Source organism: Stenotrophomonas sp. TWI1183 (assembly GCF_039673115.1).
Lineage (GTDB): Bacteria > Pseudomonadota > Gammaproteobacteria > Xanthomonadales > Xanthomonadaceae > Stenotrophomonas > Stenotrophomonas maltophilia_AA.
Genome location: NZ_JBDJKZ010000007.1, coordinates 45434 through 70225 on the forward strand (window position 1 = coordinate 45434; position 24792 = coordinate 70225).

Sequence of the window (24792 nt, forward strand, 5' to 3'; positions counted from 1 at the left end):
CCTATCGATTCCCGCGCGGTACGCGCATGAGCCGCGGCCACTGCATCCTCTCCCACGGCTTTGAAAGTGGCCCCGACGCGATCAAGGTGACCGCCCTGGCCGAGGTGGCCGAACGCCTGGGCTGGACCCACGAGCGCCCCGACTACACCGACCTGGACGCCCAGCGCGAGGTCAGCAGTCTGGGCGACGTGCGGGCCCGCCTGCAGCGCCTGGTCACCCTCGCCGCCACCCGTGCCGCCGAGGGCCCGGTGGTGCTGGCCGGCTCCAGCCTGGGGTCTTACATTTCAGCCATCGCCTCGCTGCAGGTACCGGTCCGTGGCCTGTTCCTGATGGTGCCGCCGACCCGGATGGGGCCGATGCCGGCCCTGGACGCCGCCCGCGTGCCGACCAGTGTGGTGCATGCCTGGCACGACGAGCTGATCCCGCCGGCCGAGGTGATCGCCTGGGCCCAGGCCCGCTCGGCCCGCCTGCTGATGGTGGATGACGGGCACCGGCTGACCGACCACGTCGAGGCCTCCTGCCGGGCGTTCGAGGAATTGCTGGCCTCGCTGTAACCGGGCGATCCCGCCCACGTCACGTACAATGGCCACCCGGGCTCCGTGCCCGGCTGCTTGCCGTGCCCGTGGGCACCCCCTCTCCGCTGACCTGCGATACCGATTCCGTGAAATTCTTTGTTTCCTGCGCCAAGGGCCTGGAGTATTTGCTCGCCGACGAACTGTTGGCGTTCGGCCTGGACAAGGCCACCGCCACCATTTCCGGCGTCAACGCCGAGGGCGAGCTGGCGCAGGCACAGCGCGTGGTGCTGTGGTCGCGCCTGGCCAGCCGGGTGCTGTGGCCGCTGGCCGAGTTCGAGTGCCCGGACGAGGGCTCGCTCTACCAGGGCGTCTCGGCGATGGCGTGGGAGCAGCACATCAGCCCCGAGCTGACCCTGTCGGTGGACGCACATGTGTCCGGTACCGAGATCACCCACGCGCGCTTCGCCGCGCAGCGGGTCAAGGATGGCGTGGTCGACAGCCTGCGCGCGCAGGGCCTGGAACGGCCGTCGGTGAACGTGGAGTTCCCGGACGTGCGGATCAACCTGTCGCTGCGCAAGGGCCGGGCCACGATCTCGATCGATCTGGGCGGTGGCCCGATGCATCGCCGCGGCTGGCGCATGGCGCAGAACGAGGCGCCGCTGAAGGAAAACCTGGCCGCTGCCGTACTGCTGCGCGCCAACTGGCCGAAGATCCACAGTGAAGGCGGTGGCCTGCTCGACCCGATGTGCGGCAGCGGCACGCTGCTGATCGAGGGCGCGCTGATGGCCGCCGACGTCGCCCCGGGCCTGCAGCGCCACGGCAGCATTCCGCCGAGCCGCTGGCTGGGCTTTGACCGCGAGAGCTGGAACACCTTGATGGCCGAAGCGCGCACGCGCGAGGAAGCCGGCCGCGGTGCGCTCAAGCAGGTCATCCACGGCAGCGACATCGATCCGCATGCGATCCGCGCAGCCAAGGAAAATGCCGAGACCGCCGGTGTCTCGCACGCAATCTGGTTCGGCGTGCGCGACGTGGCCGATGTCCAGGTGCCGCTGCAGGAAACCGGCTGCGTCGTCTGCAATCCGCCCTACGACGAGCGCCTGGCCGCCGATGCCCTGCTGTACCGCCGCCTCGGCGACGCGCTCAAGCGCGCGGTGCCGCAGTGGCGTGCCAGCCTGCTGTGCGGCAGCGCCGACCTGGCTTTCGCCACCGGCCTGCGCGCCAACAAGAAGTACCAGCTGTTCAACGGCGCCATCGAGTGCGCGCTGATTGTCTGCGACCCGATCGCGGTGCCGCAGCGCGAGAACACCGGCCAGCCGCGCGAGCTCAGCGAAGGCGCGCAGATGGTGGCCAACCGCCTGCGCAAGAACATCAAGAAGTTCAAGACGTGGCGGACGCGCGAGAGCATCACCTGCTACCGCGTCTACGATGCCGATCTGCCCGAGTACGCGGCCGCCATCGATGTCTACGAAGAAGACGGCGGTGCCCGCCGTACCTTCCTGCATGTGCAGGAGTACGCGGCCCCGGCGACCATTCCGGATGTCGATGTGCGTCGTCGTCGCAACGAGCTGTTGTCGGCCGCGCGTGAGGTCTTCCAGGTGCCGGCCGAGCAGGTCGCGCTGAAGTCGCGCGAGCGTGGCAAGGGCGGCAGCAAGTACGGTCGTTTCGAGCAGCGCGGCGAGTTCGTGCTGGTGCGCGAGAACGATGCCCTGCTGCGCGTGAACCTGTTCGACTATCTGGATACCGGCCTGTTCCTGGACCATCGCCCGCTGCGCTGGCACATGGCACAGGAAGCCCAGGACAAGCGTTTCCTCAACCTGTTCTGCTACACCGGCGTCGCCTCCGTGCAGGCCGCCGTGGCCGGTGCCGCGACCACCACCAGCGTGGATCTGTCCGGTACCTACCTGCAGTGGTGCGCCGACAACCTGGCCTTGAACGGCAAGGGTGGCAGCCAGCACCAGTTGATCCAGGCCGATGCCCTGGCGTGGCTGGAGGCGGAGCGTCACCGCTTCGACGTGATCTTCTGCGATCCGCCGACGTTCTCCAACTCGGCCCGAGCCGATGATTTCGACATCCAGCGCGAACACGTGCGCCTGCTGCGCGCGGCCGTGGCGCGCCTGAGCCCGGAAGGCGTGCTGTATTTCTCCAACAACTTCCGCCGCTTCAAGCTGGACGACGAAGCGATCAAGGAATTCGCGGAGTGCAAGGAGATTTCGCCCGAGACCATCGGTGCCGACTTCGAACGCAACCCGCGCATCCACCGCGCGTGGGAACTGCGCCGCTACGGCGCCTGACGGGAAGGGGCTGGCATGGACGACAGCCAACTCCACGCCGACGGGCTGCTGCTGCGGCCGTTCGAGGATGCCGACGCCGCCGCGTTCGCAGCGGCGGTGCGTGAATCGGCCGAGGGTATGCGGCGCTGGATGCCGTGGAGCTCGGTCGACTACAGCGTCGAGCAGGCGCTGCAGTGGTTCCAGGCCTGCCGGGACGGCTGGGCGGCAGGCACGGCCTGCGAGTACGGGGTATTCGACCGTGACACCGCCGCCTTCGTTGGCGGCGCGGGACTGAACAAGATCCAGGCCGACCCCCGGTTCTGCAACCTGGGGTACTGGGTCCGGCAGGCGTGTCGCGGCCAGGGTGTCGCGCCCCGCGTCGTGCAGGCGCTGGCCGTCCAGGCATTCGGGCCGCTGGGCCTGCATCGGGTGGAGATCGTCGTGGCCGTGGGCAACCTCGCCAGCGAACGGGTGGCGGTGAAGTCCGGCGCCCTGCGCGAGGGCGTGGCGCGCAACCGACTGGTCATCGACGACCGTCCTGCCGCAGCGCACATGTTCTCACTGGTGCCCTGAGCGGCGATCGCGATGCGGCGACGCACCTGGGGGTGCGGCGGGCGCACCGCAGAGATCGACCTGAAGGTAGAGCCACGCCATGCGTGGCTGCTCCCTCAGCGCCCGATGAGCGCCAGCGCCAGCCCCACCACCGGCAACGCCCATGCCAGCGGCGCGATCCAGCGCGGGCGGTACGGATACAGCCCGAACGCGATCAGCACCCCGCTGATCGTCAGCGCGCCCAGCCACAGCACCGGGCCGATCGCCCAGCCGTGGTCCAGCACGCACAGCGCGAATGCGACGGTCAGCAGCGCCCAGCCTACCCAGCGCCACACCCGCATACGGGATGCGCTGGCGCCGGCTTTGCCATGCAGGTCCAGCTGGTGTTTGTCCATGGCCAGCGACAGCGCCGTGAACGCCGAGAAGGTCAGCGTGATCGCGAGCAGCATCATGCCGTGGCCTCCGCCGCGGCCGCCTGCTGGCGACGCTTCTTTTCGGCCGCGCTCAGCGGGGGCTGCCAGCGCTGCATGCGATGGCCGCAGTAGGCCAGCATCGCGCCGAAGGCGAGCATGGTCAGGTCGAACCCGGCCAGCACCCAGTCACCGGTGCGCAGGGTGACGCCCAGATGCGCATGCGTGGTGAGTGCGTTGACCACCGGGATCAGGGCGAACAGCATGCCACCCAGATACAGCTGCCAGGTCCACATCATCCGCTTCGGCCAGACGAAGCCGGCCAGCAAGGCAGCGGCCCAGGCATAGAAGAAGGCATTGACCTCGGCATCGGAACGCTCGGCCATGTGTACGGGCAGCAGCCGGTTGGCCAGGAAGTAGGTCGCGAACGCGATCGGCAGGCCGGCCACCGCGCCGATGTTGAGCGCGTCGACCAGGCGCAGGCCGAAGCCGGTCCTGCCGGACTTGGCGTGCTTGGGCCGCTCCTTGACCGCCCACAGGACCACGCCGCTGGCGACCATCAGGCAGCCGATCAGCCCGGACAGGAAGAACAGGGCGCGCAGGCCCCAATCCGCGAAGCGGGCCAGGTGCAGGCCGTACATCACGCCGCGGGTCTGGGTCGCGCCGCCCGAGGCCGGGCTGGCCTCGATCAACTGGCCGGTGATGGCATTGAAACGCAGCGACGGCGTATCCACCGACAGGCGCTTTCCATCGCGCTGGGTGATGTCCACGATCGCGTTGGCCGCGCCCGGGTGATACAGGGTGAAGCCGGCCACGTCCGCGCCCTTCCATTCGGCGCGGGCGCTGTCCAGCAGCTGCTGGATCGGCAGCGGCGTGGCGCGTCCCTCGGCGGGGGTCTCGATCTCGGCCAGGCGCGCGAAGGCCTCGCTGAAGAACGCCTCCTCATCCTTGGGGTAGGCCACGCTCACGCCCCACGGCAGGTACATGAACATCAAGGTGACGATGCCGGTGTAGGTGATCATCGCGTGGTACGGCAGGGCCATCACCGCGCTGACGTTGTGGAAATCCAGCCACGAACGCAGGCCCTTTTCCGGACGGAAGGTGAAGAAGTCCTTGAAGATTTTCTTGTGCGTGATCACGCCGGTGATGATCGCCACCAGCATGAACATCGCGCAGAACCCCACCAGGTAACGCGCCCAGTACACCGGGATGTAGTGCAGGTCGAAATGCAGGCGGTAGAAGAAGTCGCCACCGCGGGTCTCGCGCGCGGCGATCTCCTCGCCGGTGTTCGGATCGACGGTGGCATCGCCGAAGCGGCCACCGCCGCGCCGGCGGCGCTCGCCTTCCACCGGTGGCTTGACCATCGATTCGGGGTTGCGCCAGAACATGCGCATCGCCGGGTTGCGCGGGTCGGGCAGGGTGACGTTCCAGCTCTCGGCCTGCGGGGCCTTGTGCTGCAGGAAGGTCAGCGCACGTTCGGCGGCCACGTCGGCGGTGACGCTGCTGCGCGGCAGTTCCGGGCGCATCCAGCGGCTGATCTCTTCGCGGTAATAGCTGGCGGTGCCGGCCATGAAAATCAGCAGCAGCAGCCAGCCGACCAGCAGGCCGGTCCAGGTGTGCAGCCAGGCCATCGACTGGCGGAATCCATTTTTCATGCGGCCCCCTGCAGCAGGCGGGTGCCCACCCAGAACAGCACGGTGGGAACCAGGATCCCGACCCAGGCGCGCAGGGCGGTGCGGGTGGCGAACGCCCACAACGCCGCGCAGGCGCACAGCACGATCGCCACCAGCATGCCGGTCAGCACGGCCTGGCCACGCGCGATCGGCAGGGCGACGGCGAAGAACATCGAGCAGGTGGCGGCCAGTGCGTAGCCGCCGAAGATCGCGGCGAGCGAGCGTGACAACACACCCAGCCAGGGGCGGGTGAAGAAAGAACCAAGACGGTTGAACCTGGCGCTGGCGTTCGGCGTGCTGTCCACGGAAACCTGCTGATCGATCGGGGAAACGGGCATCACCGGCCGCAGCCGGTGATGAAGAATAGTGGCCATCCCTTCCAGTGTGAGAATCGGCAGCACGCGCGCGCAGCGACGCTGCCAAAGGCAGAAGGCGGTGCGAGGAACCACGGATCATGGGAGGTACACGGGACCGTCGCGCGGGAAAGCGCAGGGCCTCGGTGCGCCAATCGGCCAGGCGCACAGCGGATTGGTGAATGATAGGCATTATCATTTAGTTAGACAAGCGTCAGGGTGGTGTCGAGACCGGCTAAACGCCGTGCGCTTGGCTACGTCCGGTGGGCTGCAGACCGTCGCCTGTGTGTCACGGCCGGGCAATATCGCGTCAACAGACTGTGAGGATGTCGTGACACGCCGTCACGGCATCCCCCATCTGTTCGTTCGCGGAGTCGTCAGTGAATCGTTGTGCCCTTGCTGTTGCGGTGCTGTCCGTCCTTACCTTCGCCACGGCCGCCGATGCGCGCGCCGAGGCCGCCCCGGCAGGGAACGCCGCGGCCCCCGCCACCCTGGACACGATGATCGTCACCGGCACGCGCGGCAGCAACCGCACGCAGTTCGACACGCTGGCCCCGGTGGACGTGTTCTCGCAGGAAGAGATCCAGGCGATCGAATCGTCCGACCTCAACGATGTGCTGGCGCAGCTGGTGCCGTCGTTCGTGGTGCAACGCATGCCGATGAACGACGGCCTGGTGTTCGTGCGGCCGGCCACGCTGCGTGGCCTCTCGCCAGACCAGACCCTGGTGCTGGTCAACGGCCGGCGCTTCCACCGCTCTGCGCTGCTCGGTGCACGCGGTGCGCAGGGCCCGGACCTGGCCCAGATTCCGGTGCATGCGATCCAGCGCATCGAAGTGCTGCGCGACGGTGCGTCGGCGCAGTACGGCTCGGATGCCATCGCCGGCGTGATCAACATCATCCTGGATGATCGCGTCGGGGGTGAGCTGTCGCTGGGCCTCTCCGAATACAGCGAGGGCGATGGCACCGGCCGCAAGATCGGCGGCCGCCACGGCTTTGCACTGGGCGACAAGGGCAGCCTGTCGCTGTTCGCAGACTGGGACAAGTCCGATGCCACCTCGCGCAGCCGCCAGCGCGCCGATGCGATCGCCTTCCAGAACGCGCATCCGGATCTGGTCGTGCCCGATCCGGTGCAGCGCTGGGGCCAGCCGGACCTGGAGAACCGCCATTTCGGCTTCAACCTCGCCCTGGCCTTGAACGACAGCGTCGACCTTTACGGCTTCGGTCTGTACGGGCACAGCGAAGGCGTCAGTGATTTCAACTGGCGCAATCCCGATGGCACCGCTTCGGTCTACAACCGCAGCGGCGTGTTCCCCGGCTGGGATGCGCGCAGCCTGTACCCGACCGGCTTCAGCCCGAAATACGGCAACGAGCAGGACGACCTGCAGGGCGTGCTCGGTCTGCGTGGCTACTGGGGCGAGCGCTGGCGCTGGGATGTGAGCGGCTCCTATGGGCGCAACCGCATCGACTACACGCTGGGCAATTCGATCAACGCCTCGCTTGGCCCGGACAGCCCCACCTCGTTCTACCTTGGGCGCCTCTCGCAGGAAGAGAAGAACCTCAACGCGGATATCGTCTATTCGCTGCCGGTCAGCGCGCTGGACGCGCCGATCAACATCGCCTTCGGCGCGGAGACGCGCGAGGAAACCTACGGGGTGAATGCCGGTGATCCGGCGTCCTATGCGATCGGCCCGGGGGCGGTCACCGGCCTGGCCGGTGGTGCCAACGGTGCGCCGGGTTTCAGTACGGCCAATGCCGGGCGCTGGAGCCAGCGCAGCCGCGCGGCCTATATCGATGTCGAAGCCCCGTTGACGGCACGCTGGACCGTCGGCGCGGCGACCCGTTACGAGCACTTCTCCGCCTTTGGTGAAAGCGTGGACGGCAAGCTCTCCAGCCGCTTCGAGTTCACCCCGGACCTGGCGGTGCGCGGCTCAGTCTCCACCGGCTTCCGTGCGCCGACCCCGGGCCAGCTCTATACGCAGAGCACCCAGCAGGGTCTGGACACCGTGACCCTGCAGGTGTTCACCACCGGCCGCCTGTCGCCCAGCGATCCGCTCGCGATCCAGCTCGGTGCCCAGCCGCTCAAGCCGGAGCAGTCGCGCACCGCCTCACTCGGCCTGACCTGGAAGAACGACCTGGGCTTCTCCGGCTCGGTAGACCTGTACGACATCAAGGTCACCGACCGCTTCAGCCAGTCGGCCTCGTTCGCGGTGCCGGCCGGCGTGCCCAACCCGCTGGCGTACACCTCGGTGAGTTTCTACACCAACGATTTCGATACCACCACGCGCGGTGTCGACGTGGTCGCCAGCCACACCACCGCACTCGGCGCGGGACGACTGAGCACCACGCTGGGCTACAACTACAACCAGACCCAGGTGGACAGCGGTGCCACCGGCGTGGCCACCAATGAAAGCCAGCGCCGCATCTTCGAAGAGCGCCTGCCGCGGCAGAAGGCCACCCTCGGCAGCACCTACGCGTGGGGCCGCTTCAGCGTGCTCGGCAAGCTGCGATACTACGGGGCATGGACAGACTCTTCGGGCAATGCCACCGGCGACATCTTCCAGCGCTTCGGGGCGATGAGCTTCGTCGATCTGGCCGTGAGCTGGACTGTCACCGAGCAGCAGACGCTGCGGATCGGCGCGGACAACCTGTTCGACCGCTACCCGGACGAGGCCAGCTTCCAGGCCAGTCGCGGCCTGATCTATTCGCGGAACGCGCCGTATGACACCGACGGCCGCAACCTCTACGCCGAATACCGGATCCGCTACTGATGGACCGGCAACGACGCTCTCTGCTGCGTGGCGCACTGGCCCTGCCGGTCGCCACGGTACTTTCCGGCACGACCGCCATGGGTGCTGAACCGATGGCGCTGCCGGCAGTGGGCACGCGTACGCCCACAGAGCTTGCCGCCGACGAAACCTGGTGGGCGCAGGTCCGCGCGCTGTACGACCTCACCGATGAGGTCGTGATGCTGGACAACGGCTACTGGGGCGCGATGGCGCGCCCGGTGCTGCAGGCCTACCAGCAGGCCACTGCCACGGTGAATGCCGGCAACGCCTGGTTCGGGCGCCTGGCGTTCCCGCCGCTGTTCGAACAGGCCCGCGTGCGCCTGGCGCAGGTGCTGGGGGTGGAGACCGACGAGATCGTGCTCACTCGCGGTGCGACGGAAGCGATGCAGGTGCTGATCGGCAGCTACCGCGGGCTGTCACCGGGCGATGCGGTGATGTACGCGGACACCGACTACGACAGCATGATCAGCGCGATGCAGTGGCTGCAGGCGCGGCGCGGTGTGCAGCCGGTGGCGATCACGCTGCCCGAGCCGTTCGACCATGAGAGCATCGTGGAGACCTACCGCCGCGCGCTGGCCGCCAACCCGCGCGTGCGCCTGCTCCTGCTGACCCACGTCAACCACCGCAACGGGATGCTGCTGCCGGTGGCCGAGATCGCCGCGCTGGCCCGGGCGGCCGGCGTGGAGGTGGTGCTCGATGCGGCGCATGGCATCGGCCAGGTGGATACGCCGCTGCGCGCGCTGGGCGTGGATTTCATCGGGATCAACCTGCACAAGTGGATCGGCGCGCCGGTCGGTGTCGGCGCGCTGTATGTCCGCCGCGGACGGGTGCGTGATCTGGATCCGTACATGGGCGAGCAGGACCACGACGACATCCGCACCCGCGTGCACACCGGCACGGTCAACTTCGCGGCGTACATGGCGCTACCGGTCGCACTGGACCTGCACGAGCGCATCGGCGTGGCCAACAAGCGTGCGCGCCTGCTGCGCCTGCGCAATCAGTGGATGGACGCGTTGCGCGGCGACGCACGCATCCAGCTTCTGGGCTCGGACGACCCGCGGCTGTCCAGTGCGATCACCTCGTTCCGGCTGCGCGGGCAGACCACGATGCGCGACAACACCGCCACCTCGCAGCGGATGGTGAAGCAGTCAGGCGTGTTCGTGGTGCCGCGCGAGGGGTTGGCCTCCGGCGCCTGCCTGCGGGTGACGCCGGGGATCTTCAGCACGCCGGCGCAGATGGACGCACTGGTGGCGGCGGTACGCGCGGTCGCCGGCTGAGGCACCCGACGACGCTGGCGGTGACCTCGCCAGCGTCCGGCGGCAGGCCCGACGCGGGTCGGGCTACCAGTGGAACCACACCGTCAGCGCGTGCAGGATCACGCCGATCAGACCACCCACCAGGGTGCCGTTGAAGCGGATGAACTGCAGGTCGCGGCCAACGCTCAGTTCCAGCTGCTCGACCAGGTGGCGTTCGTCCCAGCTCTTGACCGTCTGCGCGATGTGCTCGGTCACGCCGCTGCGCAGCCGGGTGGTCAGGCGCTCGGCACCGTCCATCAGGTGCTGGTTGAGCGCCTCGCGCAGCGAAGGGTCGGCCTGCAGCGCCTCACCCACGGAGGCCAGGCTGCGGCGCAGATGGCCGGCGAGCGCAGAGTCCTCGCTGGCCAGGTCGGCACGCAGGCTGGCGTGGATGCGCGCCCACAGGCCCTGCACGTACTCCTGCACGGCCGGGTGGTCGATCACCTGCTGCTTGAGCTGCTCCACTTTCTCGGCCAGGGCCGGGTCTTCGCGCAGGCGCTGGATGTAGTCGCTCAGCCAGGTTTCGTAATCGCGGCGCAGCGGATGCTCGGGCTGGGCCAGGATCTGCTGCAGTTCTTCCAGCACCGCGTGCGCCAGTCGCTCGGCCAGGGTGTCACCGATCTCGTCGATCGGTTTGACCCAGTTGACCGTGCTGGCCAGCTTGGGCCACTCGCGCTGGATGTAGCCCACGATCAGCGTGGAGGCGCGGTCTTTGACCTTCTCGTTGCCCAGCCACTCACTGATCCGGGTCAGGCCTTCATCCAGCACGCGCTGGTGGCGGTTGTCGGCGGTCAGCAGGCCGAGCAGTTCACCGGCGGTGGCGGCCGCGTTCCACTGGCGCAGCTGCTGGATCACGAAGCCCTGGATGCTGCGCCGGACCGCGGCCTCATCGAGGAAATCCAGCGCCTGCAGCGCCCAGCCGCGCGCCATGTCGGCCAGCATGCGGGCGCGTGCGGGTTCGGCGAGCCAGCTGCCGAGGCGGCTGGCCGGATCGAACACCTGCAGCCTCGCCAGCAGCGCCTGCGGTTCCAGGAACTGGTCGCGCACGAACAACGCCAGGCTGTCGGCAATGCGGTCCTTGCTGCGCGGGATGATGGCGGTATGCGGGATCGGCAGGCCAAGCGGCCGCCGGAACAGCGCGACCACCGCGAACCAGTCGGCCAACGCACCGACCGCAGCGGCTTCGCAGAAGGCCGAGACCCAGGCCCAGATGCCGCGTTCGCCGTGCCAGTGGCTGACCGCGAAGCCGGCCAGCATCGCCACCAGCATGGCCAGGGCGATCAGTTTGAGGCGGCGCAGCTGGGCGCGGCGCGGGTCGGGCGGGGAGATCGGCGTCATTCCGGCAGTCTAACGACCCCGGCATGAGCAACAGGTAGTGCCGGCCGCTGGCCGGCAACCAGACACCCCGCGCCGAAGCCCCGGTAGTGCCGGCCGCTGGCCGGCAACCACGCACCCCCATCCGAAGGTTGTTCGCGTTGCCGGCCACCGGCCGGCACTACACCGGATCAGGCGTCGGCCATCTCGCTGTCCTGCACCTGCTTGCGCAGCGCGGCCAGCTGCTGGCGCAGGGTGTCGTTCTCCAGGGTCAGCGCGATGATGCGCTGGCGCAGCTCGGCCGGGCCTTCGCCCAGTGCGTTGAGCGCATCGGCGATCTCGGCGGCGCGGTTGGGGTCGATCTCGGCGTCGCCATCGGCGCTGTGCAGCACCTCCTGGGCCGGCTTGCGCGGCTTGCGCTTGGACTCGCGCACGCGCTTGGCGGCCTGCTTGAGCTCGTCCTTGCCGGCGGCGGCCGCGGCGCGCTGTTCGTCTTCCGGCAGGTCGGCCACGGCGGCCGCGGCACTGATCGAGATCACCCCGGTCTTGACCGCTTCCACCAGCTCAGGCGCGGCCTGCTTGTGGATACGCTCGATCATCGTCACCTGGCTGCTGCTCAGGCGCGCTTCGCGGGCCATGTCGGCGCGGCTGACCTTCGGCGCGGCGGCCCACGGCGGGCTGTCCTCGTCACCGGCATCGGCCGGGCCGCTGATCTCGCCGTCGCTTTCCTTCTGAAGCTGGGCCTGGTCGGCGCGGTGGCGCTCGGCCAGGATGTCGCGCTTGCGCAGCGCCAGCACGCCGCGCTGGAAATCGGAGACGCTGCGGCGGCCCAGGTGCTGTTCGATCATCCACAGGTGGACGTCGTCCATCGATTGGAACCGGGTGTTCTGGATCGTCTGGAACGGCAGGCCGTGTTTCTGGCAGATGCCGTAGCGGTTGTGGCCGTCCACCAGCACCTCCCCCCACAGCACCAGCGCATCGCGGCAGCCCTCGGCGAGGATGCTGCGCTCCAGGGCGTCGTGCTCGTCCGGGGTCAGCGGGTCGATGTAGGCCTTGAGTTCTTCTTTGACGACAATGTCCATGCAATCCGGTACGCGAGCGAAACGTGACCGACCATTGTAAGGATCGCGGCGGCCGCCGTCGTCGCCGATGGATTCAGGCTCAGCCAGTGGCGCGGATCATCTCGCCCAGCACGTCCACGATCCGGTCGATGTGGCTGCGCTCCAGGATCAGCGGCGGCGACAGTGCGATCACATCGCCGGTGCAGCGCACCAGCAGCTGGCCGTCGCGGAAGCAGCGCTCGAACACCTCGTAGCCGCGGGCGCCCGGGGCATCCTTGCGGGGCATCAGCTCGACCGCGCCGATCAGCCCGAAGTTGCGGATGTCGATCACATGCGGCAGCCCGCGCAGGCTGTGCAGCCGTTCCTGCCAGTAGTCGCCCAGCTCGAGGGCACGCTCGAACAGATGCTCGTCGGCGTAGGTATCCAGGGCAGCCAGGGCGGCCGCACAGGCCAGCGGATGACCGGAATACGTATAGCCATGGAAGAACTCGATCGCGGCCGGCGGACCCTGCATGAAGGCACCGTGGATCGCATCGCTGGCCAGCACCGCCCCCATCGGCACTGCGCCGTTGGTCAGGCCCTTGGCCAGGGTCAGCAGATCCGGGGTAACCCCGAAGCGCTGCGCGGCGAAGGCATTGCCGACCCGGCCGAAGCCGGTGATGACCTCATCGAACACCAGCAGGATGCCGTGCTGGTCGCAGATCTCGCGCAGGCGCTGCAGGTAGCCCGGCGCCGGCAGGATCACGCCGGCTGAGCCGGCGATCGGCTCGACGAACACCGCCGCGATGGTGGACGCATCGTGCAGAGCGATCAGCCGCTCCAGATCCTCGGCAAGCTCGGCGCCGTGGCGCGGCAGGCCGGCACTGAAGGCATTGCGCTGCAGGTCGAGCGTGTGACGCAGGAAATCGCTGCCCGCCAGCAACGGCCCGAAGCTCTTGCGGTTGTTGGGCAGGCCGCCGATCGACAGGCCGCCGAAGCCGACGCCGTGATACGCCTTCTCGCGGCCGATGAAGCGGGTGCGGTGGCCCTCGCCGCGCAGGCGATGGTAGGCCAGCGCGATCTTCATCGCGGTGTCGACTGCTTCGGAACCGGAATTGGTGAAGAAGGCATGGTTCAAGCTGCCCGGCGCCAGCGCGGCCAAGCGCTGGGCCAGCACGAAGGGCAGCGGCGAGCCCATCTGGAAGGGCGGCGCGAAATCCAGCGTGGCGGCCTGCTGCTGGATCGCCTGCACGATCCGCGGTCGCGCATGCCCCGCGTTGCAGCACCACAGTCCCGCCGCGCCATCCAGGATCGCGCGGTCGTCGACGTCGTGGTAGTACATGCCCTCGGCGCGGACCAGCAGGCGCGGGGAGGCCTTGAACTGGCGGTTGGCGGTGAACGGCATCCAGTACGCGTCCAGGTCCGCAGGCGCTTGGCTGGCCAGGGTCGACAACGACGATTCGGGACGAGGCATGAGGCACTCCGCAGGGGCGCGATGGTCACGACTTTATCGCACCCGCCTCACGTCATCCCGTGACGGCGGCGGGTATAACCGCCTTACCCGAATGACACCGCGAGGATGACGCCCATGACCACCGCACGCACCCGTGACGACTGGCAGCGCCAGGCCGATGCACTGGCCTTCCAGGGCCAGGCCTTCATCGATGGGCGGTATGTCGATGCCGCCAGCGGCGCGCGCTACGACTGCATCAGCCCGATCGACGGCCGCGTGCTGGTGCAGGTGGCCGACGCCGATACCGTGGATGTCGACCGTGCGGTCGCGGCGACGCGGCGCAGTTTCGACGCAGGGGACTGGTCGCGGGCCGCACCGTCGCACCGCAAGCAGGTGCTGCTGCGGCTGGCCGATCTCGTTGAACGGCACGCCGACGAACTCGCCTTGCTGGAAACCCTGGACATGGGCAAGCCGGTGCGCGACGCGCGCCAAGGGGACCTGGCCGGGGTGCTGCGCTGCCTGCGCTGGACGGCCGAGGCGGTCGACAAGGTGTACGGCGAGGTCGCCCCTACCGCGCTGGACACACTGGGCCTGATCACCCGCGAGCCGGTCGGCGTGGTCGCGGTGATCGTGCCGTGGAATTTCCCGCTGCTGATGGCTGCGTGGAAGATTGCGCCCGCCCTGGCGGCGGGTAACTCGATCGTGCTCAAACCGTCCGAACGGTCGCCATTGAGCGCGATCCGCCTCGCTGCGCTGGTCGCCGAAGCCGGGGTGCCCGATGGCGTGTTCAATGTGCTGCCGGGCCATGGCGAGCGCACCGGCGAACCGCTGGCGCTGCACATGGACGTGGATGCGCTGGCCTTCACCGGCTCCACCGCCGTCGGTCGCCGGTTGCTGCAGTGCGCGGGTAAATCGAATCTCAAGCGCACCTGGCTGGAGTGCGGTGGCAAGAGCCCCAACCTGGTGTTCGCCGACGCGCCGGATCTGGACAAGGCCGCGCAGGCCGCCGCCACCGCCATCTTCTACAACCAGGGCGAGGTGTGCACGGCAGGCTCGCGCCTGCTGGTCCAGCGCTCGATCAAGGATGCCTTCGTGGCGCGGGTGCTCGCACAGGGCCGGCACATGCAGCCGCAGCATCCGTTCGAGCCGGACGCCGCGATGGGCGCCCTGGTCGATGAGGCGCACGCGGGCCGCGTGCTGGACTACGTGGCACGCGGCGAGGCCGAGGGCGCGCGCCTGCTGTTGGGCGGCAAACGGCGCGAGGTGGTGCCGGGCGGCAGCTATGTGGAGCCGACGGTATTCGATGACGTCGATCCGCAGCACACCATCGCCCGCGAGGAAATCTTCGGGCCGGTGCTGTCGGTGCTGACCTTCGATCACGAAGAGGACGCGTTGCGCCTGGCGAACGACTCGATCTATGGCCTGGCCGCCGGTGTGTGGACGCGCGACCTGGGGCGTGCGCACCGCGTGGCCCGCGGGCTGCGTGCGGGCAGTGTCTGGGTCAACCAATGGGACGGCGGCGACATGACCGCGCCGTTCGGTGGCTACAAGCAGTCCGGCATCGGACGCGACAAATCCCTGCACGCCTTCGACAAATACACCGAGCTCAAGGCGACCTGGATCCATCTGGGCGGATGAGGCACCTCAGCAGGCCTGGCTGTGGCGGATCAGCGACTCGCGCAGCAGATCGCGATCCATCTCGTCCACGGCGTTGCGCAGGTAATCGATCTGCTGCCGGGTGAGTCTGCACTGGTCCACCATGTAGCCTGGGGGCCAGGCGCCGATCAGCTGGAAGATGCCCTGTACGATCTGCTCCGGCGTCATTCCCGCCTTCATGCGGAAGCGCTCGCGCCGGGGCTGGAACGCCGGGTGGACCTCCCGGTCGCCCAGCACGCGCGGCACCAGTGACGCGGCGTCGATGCCGCTGCCGGTCAGCGACGACGGCACGCTCAGGTCCAGCTGCACGGGCAGGGCCAGTGGATCCACGGCGGCGTGCGATGCGGGGGTCGGCGTGGTCGCGACGGGCGCAGGCAGGCGCCGCGATGCCGCGGCCTGCACCGGGGAGGGCAGGGGGGCGGTCGAGGGCGGGGGAACCGGTGCAGGCAATGGCTTCGGCAACCAGTACAGCGCGAGGCGCGCTTCATCAGCGACGGCACTGGGGGCCGGTGAACGCAGCAGCACGCCCAGCATCAGTCCGTGCACCACGATCACGACGGCGATGGCGGTCGGCTGTGTCCAGCGCGAGGCGGTGGCACTCTTCCTTGAGGCAGACATCCGGGACCGTCCTGGTGGGGTGACCGCCGTGAGACCGGGCGGTGCAGGGGAAGTTCCTGCCCGATGCGCAGGTCGCCGACCCGGTCACAGCCTGACAGTCTCGTCTGCAACCATCGCGGCAGGCCCGGGGTGGGCGTGGCAGAATCCGGCAGCTGCCTATTCCTGCGTACCCGATGTCCACACCTGCTGTCGCCCCTGTCGTGAACTCCCCCCGCCGCATCCTGCTGGCGAGCCTGATCGGCACCACTATCGAGTTTTTCGATTTCTACATCTACGCCACGGCGGCGGTGCTGGTGTTTCCGCACCTGTTCTTCCCGGAGAGCAGCGACGGGGCAGCGATGCTGCAGTCGCTGGCGACCTTCGCCGTCGCGTTCATCGCGCGGCCGGTCGGCTCGGCGGTGTTCGGCCACTATGGCGACCGCATCGGGCGCAAGGCCACCCTGGTCGCGGCGCTGCTCACGATGGGCATCTCGACCGTGGCGATCGGCCTGCTGCCCACGCATGCCAGCATCGGCCTGGTGGCGCCGGCGCTGCTGGCGCTGTGCCGGTTCGGTCAGGGCCTGGGGCTGGGCGGGGAGTGGGGCGGCGCGGTGCTGCTGGCCACCGAGAACGCACCGCCCGGCAAACGGGCGTGGTATGGCATGTTCCCGCAGCTGGGCGCGCCGCTGGGCTTCCTGCTCTCGGCCGGCATCTTCCTGCTGCTCGGGCGCGCGATGAGCGAGGCCGACTTCCTGCAATGGGGGTGGCGCGTGCCATTCCTGGCCAGCTCGCTGCTGGTCGGCATCGGCCTGTGGGTACGCCTGAACATCCACGAGACCCCGCAGTTCCAGGCCGCGCTGGACCGCAACGAACGGGTCAAGCTGCCGATGTTGACGGTGCTGCGCGAGCATCCGCTGACCCTGGTGCTGGGCACCCTCGGGGCATTCGCCACCTTCGTGCTGTTCTACCTGATGACGGTGTTCACGCTGGGCCACGGCACCACCGTGCTGGGGTATTCGCGTGAGCAGTTCCTGCTGCTGCAGATGGTCGGCATCCTGTTCTTCGCGGCGGGCATTCCGATTTCCGCGCTGTACGGCGACCGCTGGGGCACGCGCCGCACCATGATCGTCGCCAGTGGCCTGATCCTCGCCTTCGGCGTGGTGTTCGCGCCACTGTTCCAGGCGGACAGCCCATGGCTGGTGCTGGGCTTCCTGGCGCTGGGCCTGTTCCTGATGGGGCTGACGTATGGGCCCTGCGGCACCTTCCTGGCCGAGATCTATCCGGTCCAGGTGCGCTATACCGGCGCCTCGCTCTCGTTCAACCTCGCCGGCATCCTCGGTGCCGCACCGGCGCCGTACGTGGCCACCTGGCTGGCCGAACGCTACGGCCTGGTGGCGGTGGGCTACTACCTGTGCGTGACCGCGCTGATCACCATCGTGGCGCTGCTGGCGATGGGCCGGCGCGGGCGCTGATCAGCGGAAGAAGCGCTTGAGCGTGCGTCCCAGCCAGCTGCCCTGCTGGTGGTCGCGCGCGAACTGGTTGAGGTGCTGCTTGACCTGCGGCGCGTAGGCCTTGTCATCGCCACGGATGTGGTTGAACAGCCAGCGCGACAGCATCGTGCGCAGCTCTTCGGTGACGTCTTCGCCCGCCTGGAAGCGCAGCCGGTACTCGCCCACGCGCTTGCCGAAGATCTCATGCACGCGCTTGTGCGCCGCGCAGAACGGGTAGCCGGCTTCCTCCATCAGCTCTTCTTCAAAGGCGAAGTGGGACATCGTGTAGTCCACCAGCTCGTCGATCACTTCGGCCACGGCCAGCCGCTCCAGGCTCTTCTGGGCGACGTGCAGGTGGTTGAGCATCTCCACGATGCGCATGTGCTGGTGATCGATGACATCGATGCCGATGTTCAGATCGTCCTGCCAGACCAGAAGTGCCATGGTGCGTTCCCCGCGCTGTTCAACTGGGGGCGACTCTAGGCAGTCGCGGCCGGGGCCGCGTTGATCTCGATCAAGGCGCCAGGGCGGGCTCGCGCTGGCGTGGGCCGGTGGCCACGGTGGCGCAGTGGACCCGGTTGCGGCCCGCCGCCTTGGCCAGGTACAGCTGCCGGTCGGCCTCGGAGATCAGCCGGTGCAGCGAATCGCGTTGCGGGCGCAGGCAGCACAGTCCGATGCTGACCGTCATGCGCAGGGTGGTATGGCCCAGATCGACCTCCAGCGCGGCGATCGTCTGGCGCAGTTCGTCGAAGTAGACCAGCGCTGCCTCCTGGTCCAGGCCCGGCACCAGCAGGCAGAACTCCTCGCCACCGAAGCGTGCGACCAGGTCGTCCTGGCGGGCGTGCTGGGCGACCGCCGCCGCGACCGCGCGCAGCGCATCGTCACCGGCCTCATGCCCATGCGTATCGTTGATGTGCTTGAAGTGGTCGATGTCGATCATCGCCACCGCGACCTGTTCACCGTCCAGGTGCAGCTGCGGCAGCTGGCGCTGGCTCTGCTCCAGGAAACACCGGCGGTTGGGCAGGCCGGTCAGGAAATCACGGGTGGCCAGGTCCTGCAGGGTGCCGATCAGCTCAAGCTGATCCACGTTCTGCGAGACGCGGCAGAAGAACTCTTCGCGCGAGAAGGGCTTGCGCAGGAAGTCGTTGGCGCCGTTCTTGAGGAAACGCGGGATCAGCGATGGATCGGTGTTGCCGGAAATGCCGATCACCGCCAGTTTGTCGCGGGAGCGCATCGTGCGCAGGCGGCGGGTGAACTCCACGCCCTCCATGCCGGGCATTTCCTGGTCGACCACGGCCAGCCGGATCGCCGGATGGGCCTCGATCGCCTTGAGCCCCTCGGCACCGTCGGCGGCCTCGTAGACGTCGTGCCCGTACATGCGCAGCAGCGAGGCGGCGTACATCCGCGCCGACATCGAGTCGTCCACCACCAGGGCGGCGATGCGCCGGTTGCGCTCCAGCCGCTGCACCAGCCACACCAGGTAGTCGATGCTGCCGGGCGTGTTCTTGAGTACGTAATCGATGATCTGCTGCTGCAGCACGCGCTTGCGCAGGTCTTCGTCGTAGACGCCGCTGACCACCACCGTGGGCAGCCCGCGCGACAGGAAGTAATCGACCACGGTATCGCGGTCGCCATCGGCCAGGACCAGCCCGGTCAGGACCAGGAACCAGCCCTCTTCTTCATCGAGCAGCCGCCCGGCTTCGGCCAGGCTGGTCGCGACCGAGACCGGCAGCTCCAGCCGCTGCTCGATCGCCTCGCGCAGCATGCTGGTGAACGTGCGCGAGTTTTCCACCAGCAGGATCCGCTGGGGCAGGGCATCACCGGGGTCGCTGAGGTCAGCGCCCTGCAACAGTGCCGGCATGAGGCGTACGCTCGGTTCCGAGTGGGTCGGGACAGATAGCGGCGGTTTCACACGCAACTTTAGGTCGACGCGCAGCGGCCCCTACGCGGCGCCCGTGCGCAGCAGCGCATCGCTCCATCGGGAGGCAGGCAGGGCGGTCTCGGTCAGCAGGATGCTGACGCGATTGTGGCGGCAACGTACTGCGCCGCCGTAGGGCAGTGCGCGAGCCGCCAGCCGCTCGCGCGCCAGTGCCGCCGTCGTCTGCGAAAGGTGGCGGTCGCTGTCGAGCAGGGCCACCACGATCACGATCCCGCGCTGCTGCCGGACCCGGCCGCAGCGCACATGCACCCGGAGCTGCCCGGTCTCGTGCCCAAGCAGCAGGGCCACCGCGTCGCTCAACGTGCGATAGGCGGCCAGCTGCACGTCCACGCTCAATCGACATGGGTCGCCCGCCAGGCGTGGCTGGGCCATGCGGTCCGATCGTTCCCAGCTCTCGCGGAGGCCGCCTGTCTGCAGGGCCAGATAGAGGCCGAGCTGCTCCAGCGCGGTGGGATACAGCATGCTGGCCTGCTCGCGGAACTGCCGTGAATGGCGTGCGGAGGTGTGCAGCAGCGCAGCGGCCGTGTCGTGGTGTCCGTGCGCCTGGAGCCAGGTCACCACCTGGCTGAGCGACACATCCATTCCCTCGCCGATGCTCTGCAGGTGGAGCGCACGCTCCCTGAGGATGATCTCACTGGAGATCTGCGAGGTTCTGGCGAGCGCGAGGGCCGCTTTCTCGGCCTGCTCGCGGGTACGGTATTGCTGGCGGTAATGGCTGATGCTGGAGCCCAGCGCGAGAAGCGCAATGCTGACCACGGCCATGCTCTGCTGGGTGGCGAAGGTCTGCGCATCGAAGGATTCGGGAAGGCCGGTGCTGGGCGTCGTGATGTGGATGATCAGGTTGAGCAGCGGAACGCCGATGGCGGCGCCGCGCCAACCGTGCATACAGGTCAGCGCGATCGCAGGCAGGGCCATCAACAGCAATACACTGGCCTTGGCACCGCCAGTCTCCGGCGGCGTCACGATGGAGGAGATGCCCAGCAACAGGGTCAGCGCGATGGCGGCCAGGGTGGGTACCACGAAGCGCCGCGACCATTCCGGTTCGCTCCGGCGCCGTGTCCAGAGCAGTGCAGGCAACGCAAGCGTCAGGATGGCGATGAAGTCACCCAGGATCATCCGGGCTGCGCTGCTCGTGACAGGGATCGCGGGCGGTACCGGCCACAGCAGATGCGACCCGGTGAGATTGATCGCGGTGACGACAATGGCGGCGGACGCGCCGACGGACAGCAGCCAGATGACGCTCGTGCCCGCCATCATCCTGCGATGCAGGTGCACTATCATCGCGACGGCGGGCATGAGCAGTACCGACCCCAGGACCACCCACGCCAGGCCGTACCTGCCGATCATGGGAATCCGCATCTGCCCGAAGTAGGCGTACTCGCCCAGCAGGAGGTAGGGCCACAGCCTCGGTGGGCAGACCATCAGCGCGGCGACACGGACGCCGGCCGGCAGGTAGAACTGGTCGAGGGAGAATTTCCGCGCACCCCAGCAGGCGACGGCATACACCACGGCAATCACCAGCCCCGCGGGCTGTATGCGCAGACTCAGCTGAAGACCTTCTTTCGACCACTGCAGTCCCACCATCCCCTCCCCATCCCGGCCGGAACACCCCCGGCAGGTACGACATGACACGAGCGTCCGTTCAGATCGGACGGTATCGGCAGAACGGGCATGGCGCAATCGTGTCTACGTGGGGATCACCACAACGCATCCCGCAGCTTGTACCAGGACATCGCCGCGACCAGCAGCGGCGTCCGCAGCATGCGCCCGCCGGGGAAGGGCCGGTGCGGGATGCGTTCGAACACATCCAGGCGCTCGGCCTGCCCGGCGATGGCCTCGGCCAGGACCTGGCCGGCGAGCCCGGCTGCCGCCACGCCGTGGCCCGAGAAGCCCTGCGCGAAATAGACATTCGGGGTCAGCCGGCCCCAGTGCGGGGCGCGGTTGCGGGTGATGTCGACATAGCCACCCCAGACGTACTCCAGTTCCACATCGGCCAGCTGCGGGAACACCGCGCGCATGCGCCGGGTCATGACCCCGCGCAGGCCGGGTGGGGGCAGGGCGGAATAGCTGGCCTGGCCGCCGAACAGCAGGCGGTGGTCGCGGCTCAGCCGGAAATAGTCCAGCGCCCAGCTGACATCGGCCACGGCCATGTCGTTGCGGATCAGCGACTGCGCCCGTGCCTGCCCGAGCACCGTACTGGCGCCGATATAGGTGCCCACCGGCATGATCCGTGATTCGAGCTCCGGCGCGATGCCTTCCAGCCACGCGTTGCCGGCGATCACCACATGGTCGGCTGTTACCGTGCCGTGCGCGGTGCGCAGTTGCGGCCGTGGCCCTCGGATCAGCTGCAGGACCGGCGACTGTTCGTGGATCACCGCCCCGGCCCCCTCGGCCGCGCGCGCCAGGCCTTGCGCATAGGCCAGCGGATGCAGGTGGCCGCTGTGGGGATCGAACATGGCCCCGCGGTAGCGCGGGCTGTCCAGCTGTCCGCGCAACTGCGCGCGGTCCCACCACTCCAGGGGATAGTCGTAGCGCTGGGCCAGATCGATCAGCCCGGCACGCAGCATGCGCTCCTGGCGGGGTTTGATCGGCACGCTGGCATGGCCGTCACGCCAGTCGCAGTCGATCTGGTGGCGGGCGATGCGGTCGCGCAGCAGGCGCATGCCGTCGCGTGAAAACGCGAACAGCGCCCGCGCGTCCTCGGCGCCGACCAGATGCTCCAGCGTATCCACTTCGCAGCCGTAGCCGACGATCGCCTGGCCGCCGTTGCGGCCGGAGGCGCCCCAGCCGACACGATGGGCCTCCAGCAGCACGACGCGATAGCCGCGCTCGGCCAGGGTCAGGGCGGCGGAGAGTCCGGTGTAGCCGGCGCCGAGCACGCAGACATCGGCGTTCAGGTCGCCGGCCAGCGGCGCACGCAGTGGCGTGCCAGGCACGCTGTCGGCGTACCAGCTTGGCGCGTGCGCTTCGCCGGCGGCGGTCACGCCGGGCACCGGCGGAAAAAGGTGAGGACGACAATCATGGACAGAGGATGCCAGCAACCGACGCGCGGAACAGCACGCAGTCTGTCGCAGCCTTTGCCGCCGGCATGTGATGGGTCGCGCTTCGCCGGCGGGGCCGCGTGTTGCGCGGGGTCTGCGCGCAGGGGTAACGTGGCCGCAGGTCATCCGAGCATGACGCATGGTCTCGCCCCCCTGGGTCGGCCTGCCCACCGACAGCACGATGCTGGGCCATCACTGCTTCGCGGCGGCGGGTGAGAAGTACCTCCGCGCGCTGGTCGAGGCGGCCGGCGTCACGCCGGTGCTGCTGCCCAGCCTGCAGCCGCCGTTGCCGGCCGCGCATTGGCTGGATCGCCTGCAGGGCGTGCTTCTGACCGGCGCGGTGAGCAACATCGAGCCGCATCTGTATGCCGGTCCGCCGAGCTGGCCGGGCAATCGCCACGATCCGGCACGCGATGCGAATGCGCTGTCGCTCCTGCACGAAGCGCTGGCGCGCGACCTGCCGGTGCTGGCGATCTGCCGCGGTTTCCAGGAGTTGAACGTGGCCTTGGGCGGCAGCCTGCATCCGCGTGTGCACGAGATACCGGGGATGAGCGATCATCGTGAAGATCCGGACGCGCCCGTCGAGGTGCAGTATGGTCCTGCACATGACATCCGACTGTCCGACGGCGGTTGGCTGGCCGGTTGGGCCGGGGCATCGTCGGCGCGGGTCAATTCCGTGCACGGGCAGGGCGTCGATCGCTTGGCCGAGGGGCTGCAGATCGAGGCCGTCGCCGAGGACGGCCTGATCGAGGCCGCGCGCAGCACCACGCATCGTTTCGTGCTCGGGGTGCAGTGGCATCCGGAGTGGCGGGTGGCCGACAATCCGTTCTATCACAGTATTTTCCATGCCTTCGGCGATGCTTGTCGCCGCAACTCCCTTACAGCAGACCGGTCATGACCACCCGAACGCGTTCGCGCAAAGCCGCCGCCCCCAAGCCTGTTCCGCAGGAGAGCACGCTGCTGCGCTGGCTCAAGGACCGGCGGATCACCGAGGTGGAGTGCCTGGTGCCGGACATCACCGGCAATGCCCGCGGCAAGATCATTCCGGCCGACAAGTTCTCGCACGATTACGGCACGCGCCTGCCGGAAGGCATCTTCGCCACGACGGTCACCGGCGAATTCCCGGACGACTATTACGAGCTGACTTCCCCCTCGGATTCGGACATGATCCTGCGCCCCGATGCCGACACCGTCCGCATGGTGCCGTGGGCGACCGATCCGACCGCGCAGGTCATCCATGACTGTTTCACCAAGACCGGCGAGCCGCATGAGCTGGCCCCGCGCAACGTGCTGCGTCGCGTCCTCAATGCCTATGCCGAACTGGGCCTGCGCCCGGTGGTGGCACCGGAGCTCGAGTTCTTCCTGGTCCAGAAGAACACCGATCCGGACTTCCCGCTGCTGCCGCCGGCCGGCCGCTCCGGGCGACCGGAGACGGCGCGCCAGTCCTACTCCATCGATGCGGTCAACGAGTTCGATCCGATCCTCGATCTGATGTACGACTACTGCGATGCGATGAAGCTGGACGTGGACACGCTGATCCACGAATCCGGCGCGGCGCAGTTGGAGGTCAACTTCACCCACGCCAACGCGATGGACCTGGCCGACCAGGTGTTCCTGTTCAAGCGCACCATGCGCGAATCGGCGATGCGCCACGGCATCTATGCCACGTTCCTGGCCAAGCCGATGGAGAACGAGCCAGGCAGTGCGATGCACATCCACCAGAGCCTGCTGAAGATCAGCGATGGCAGCAATGTGTTCACCGGCGAGCATGGCGGTGAGGATTTCAGCCCGCTGTTCGGCCACTACCTGGCCGGCCTGCAGAAATACGTGCCGGCCGCGATGGCGTTCTTCGCGCCGAACGTCAACTCCTACCGCCGGCTGATGTTCGGCGAAGTCTCGCCCAGCAACGTGCACTGGGGCTTCGACAACCGCACCTGCGGGCTGCGGGTGCCGCTGGACACGCCGGAAAACATGCGGGTGGAAAGCCGGTTCGCCGGTTCGGACGCCAACCCCTACCTCGCGATCGCCGCGACCCTGGCCGCCGGGCTGCTCGGCATCCGCGAGCAGGGCTCGCCGACCGCGCCGATCAGCGGCAGCGCCAAGGAGCTCGGCTACGACCTGCCGCGCTCGCTGGGTGAGGCGCTGGACGGGCTGGAAGGCTGCCCGGAGCTGCGCGAGATGCTCGGCGAGCGCTTCTGCCGCGCCTATGTGTCGGTCAAGCGCAAGGAATACGAGACGTTTTTCCGGGTGATCAGCTCCTGGGAGCGCGAGTTCCTGCTGCTCAACGTCTGACCCGAGGCGCCCCATCCGGCATGGCCGTGAGGGCCGTGTGCTGGGAAAATGGGGACATGCCCGGTAGGCTGGCACCCGTTGCGCCGGTCTGGCCGGTTCCCCCCCAACTCGCACCT

General features: G+C 68.5%; 20 protein-coding genes. 9 read left to right on the forward strand and 11 right to left on the reverse strand.

The window, feature by feature from the left end; genetic code table 11:
- Positions 1 to 26 precede the first annotated feature (26 nt).
- The 3 genes from ABE434_RS08650 (at position 27) to ABE434_RS08660 (ending at position 3358) form a co-directional block, all read left to right on the forward strand.
- Positions 27 to 554, forward strand: a complete 528-nt coding sequence (locus ABE434_RS08650; protein ID WP_346478544.1) for a hypothetical protein — start codon at positions 27 to 29, stop codon at positions 552 to 554.
- Positions 555 to 661: 107 nt separating this feature from the next.
- Positions 662 to 2806, forward strand: coding sequence for a bifunctional 23S rRNA (guanine(2069)-N(7))-methyltransferase RlmK/23S rRNA (guanine(2445)-N(2))-methyltransferase RlmL (gene rlmKL / locus ABE434_RS08655; RefSeq protein WP_346478545.1), 2145 nt, complete (start codon positions 662 to 664; stop codon positions 2804 to 2806).
- 15 nt (positions 2807 to 2821) lie between these two features.
- Entirely contained in the window at positions 2822 to 3358 is a 537-nt protein-coding gene (locus ABE434_RS08660; protein WP_346478546.1) for a GNAT family N-acetyltransferase, read from the forward strand.
- 95 nt (positions 3359 to 3453) lie between these two features.
- Here ABE434_RS08660 and ABE434_RS08665 read toward each other — a convergent pair whose 3' ends face one another.
- The 3 genes from ABE434_RS08665 to ABE434_RS08675 are packed head-to-tail and all read right to left on the reverse strand — an operon-like array spanning position 3454 to position 5794.
- Positions 3454 to 3789, reverse strand: a complete 336-nt coding sequence (locus ABE434_RS08665; protein WP_346478547.1) for a DUF3325 domain-containing protein — start codon at positions 3787 to 3789, stop codon at positions 3454 to 3456.
- On the reverse strand, positions 3786 to 5402 hold the full coding sequence (locus ABE434_RS08670; RefSeq protein ID WP_346478548.1) for a PepSY-associated TM helix domain-containing protein: 1617 nt from the start codon (positions 5400 to 5402) through the stop codon (positions 3786 to 3788). Before ABE434_RS08670 ends, ABE434_RS08665 begins: the two co-directional genes overlap by 4 nt.
- Entirely contained in the window at positions 5399 to 5794 is a 396-nt protein-coding gene (locus tag ABE434_RS08675) for a DUF3649 domain-containing protein (protein WP_346478549.1), read from the reverse strand. Before ABE434_RS08675 ends, ABE434_RS08670 begins: the two co-directional genes overlap by 4 nt.
- 359 nt (positions 5795 to 6153) lie before the next feature.
- On the opposite strand from ABE434_RS08675, the gene ABE434_RS08680 reads away from it, so the two are divergent.
- Together ABE434_RS08680 and ABE434_RS08685 are read left to right on the forward strand one after the other, a co-directional pair.
- Positions 6154 to 8541, forward strand: coding sequence for a TonB-dependent receptor (locus ABE434_RS08680; protein WP_346478550.1), 2388 nt, complete (start codon positions 6154 to 6156; stop codon positions 8539 to 8541).
- Entirely contained in the window at positions 8541 to 9836 is a 1296-nt protein-coding gene (locus ABE434_RS08685) for an aminotransferase class V-fold PLP-dependent enzyme (protein WP_346478551.1), read from the forward strand. Before ABE434_RS08680 ends, ABE434_RS08685 begins: the two co-directional genes overlap by 1 nt.
- 63 nt (positions 9837 to 9899) lie before the next feature.
- On the opposite strand, the gene ABE434_RS08690 is transcribed toward ABE434_RS08685, so the two are convergent.
- The 3 genes from ABE434_RS08690 to ABE434_RS08700 all read right to left on the reverse strand — a co-directional run bounded on the left by ABE434_RS08690 (position 9900) and on the right by ABE434_RS08700 (position 13682).
- Entirely contained in the window at positions 9900 to 11192 is a 1293-nt protein-coding gene (locus tag ABE434_RS08690; RefSeq protein ID WP_179459321.1) for a DUF445 family protein, read from the reverse strand.
- A 167-nt stretch (positions 11193 to 11359) separates the two neighbouring features.
- A complete protein-coding gene (locus tag ABE434_RS08695; RefSeq protein ID WP_346478552.1) occupies positions 11360 to 12250 on the reverse strand; it encodes a plasmid replication/partition related protein in 891 nt (296 codons plus the stop codon).
- Between the two features lie 79 nt (positions 12251 to 12329).
- Complete coding sequence (locus tag ABE434_RS08700) at positions 12330 to 13682, reverse strand: aspartate aminotransferase family protein (protein WP_346478553.1); 1353 nt, start codon at positions 13680 to 13682, stop codon at positions 12330 to 12332.
- A 114-nt stretch (positions 13683 to 13796) separates the two neighbouring features.
- Here ABE434_RS08700 and ABE434_RS08705 point away from each other — a divergent pair, with 114 nt between their 5' ends.
- Positions 13797 to 15299: an aldehyde dehydrogenase gene (locus ABE434_RS08705; protein WP_346478554.1), complete on the forward strand. Its 1503-nt coding sequence runs from the start codon at positions 13797 to 13799 to the stop codon at positions 15297 to 15299.
- A gap of 6 nt (positions 15300 to 15305) precedes the next feature.
- On the opposite strand, the gene ABE434_RS08710 is transcribed toward ABE434_RS08705, so the two are convergent.
- Entirely contained in the window at positions 15306 to 15935 is a 630-nt protein-coding gene (locus tag ABE434_RS08710; protein ID WP_346478555.1) for a hypothetical protein, read from the reverse strand.
- A gap of 173 nt (positions 15936 to 16108) precedes the next feature.
- On the opposite strand from ABE434_RS08710, the gene ABE434_RS08715 reads away from it, so the two are divergent.
- Positions 16109 to 17386, forward strand: a complete 1278-nt coding sequence (locus ABE434_RS08715) for an MFS transporter (RefSeq protein ID WP_346478556.1) — start codon at positions 16109 to 16111, stop codon at positions 17384 to 17386.
- On the opposite strand, the gene ABE434_RS08720 is transcribed toward ABE434_RS08715, so the two are convergent.
- From ABE434_RS08720 to ABE434_RS08735, 4 genes are all read right to left on the reverse strand, one after another.
- The gene (locus tag ABE434_RS08720; protein ID WP_346478557.1) at positions 17387 to 17848 is read right to left on the reverse strand and encodes a bacteriohemerythrin; all 462 of its coding nucleotides are present in this window, start codon (positions 17846 to 17848) and stop codon (positions 17387 to 17389) included.
- A gap of 70 nt (positions 17849 to 17918) precedes the next feature.
- Positions 17919 to 19265 carry a diguanylate cyclase gene (locus ABE434_RS08725; protein ID WP_346478558.1) on the reverse strand — a complete coding sequence of 449 codons (1347 nt, stop codon included), beginning with the start codon at positions 19263 to 19265 and terminating at the stop codon, positions 17919 to 17921.
- A gap of 81 nt (positions 19266 to 19346) precedes the next feature.
- Positions 19347 to 20927, reverse strand: coding sequence for an MASE1 domain-containing protein (locus ABE434_RS08730; RefSeq protein WP_346478559.1), 1581 nt, complete (start codon positions 20925 to 20927; stop codon positions 19347 to 19349).
- A gap of 113 nt (positions 20928 to 21040) precedes the next feature.
- Entirely contained in the window at positions 21041 to 22327 is a 1287-nt protein-coding gene (locus ABE434_RS08735) for an FAD-binding oxidoreductase (protein WP_346478560.1), read from the reverse strand.
- Positions 22328 to 22523: 196 nt separating this feature from the next.
- Between ABE434_RS08735 and ABE434_RS08740 the strand changes: the two genes are divergently transcribed.
- Together ABE434_RS08740 and ABE434_RS08745 are read left to right on the forward strand one after the other, a co-directional pair.
- Positions 22524 to 23282: a gamma-glutamyl-gamma-aminobutyrate hydrolase family protein gene (locus ABE434_RS08740; RefSeq protein WP_346478561.1), complete on the forward strand. Its 759-nt coding sequence runs from the start codon at positions 22524 to 22526 to the stop codon at positions 23280 to 23282.
- Entirely contained in the window at positions 23279 to 24676 is a 1398-nt protein-coding gene (locus tag ABE434_RS08745) for a glutamine synthetase family protein (RefSeq protein ID WP_176989561.1), read from the forward strand. Before ABE434_RS08740 ends, ABE434_RS08745 begins: the two co-directional genes overlap by 4 nt.
- Positions 24677 to 24792 lie beyond the last annotated feature (116 nt).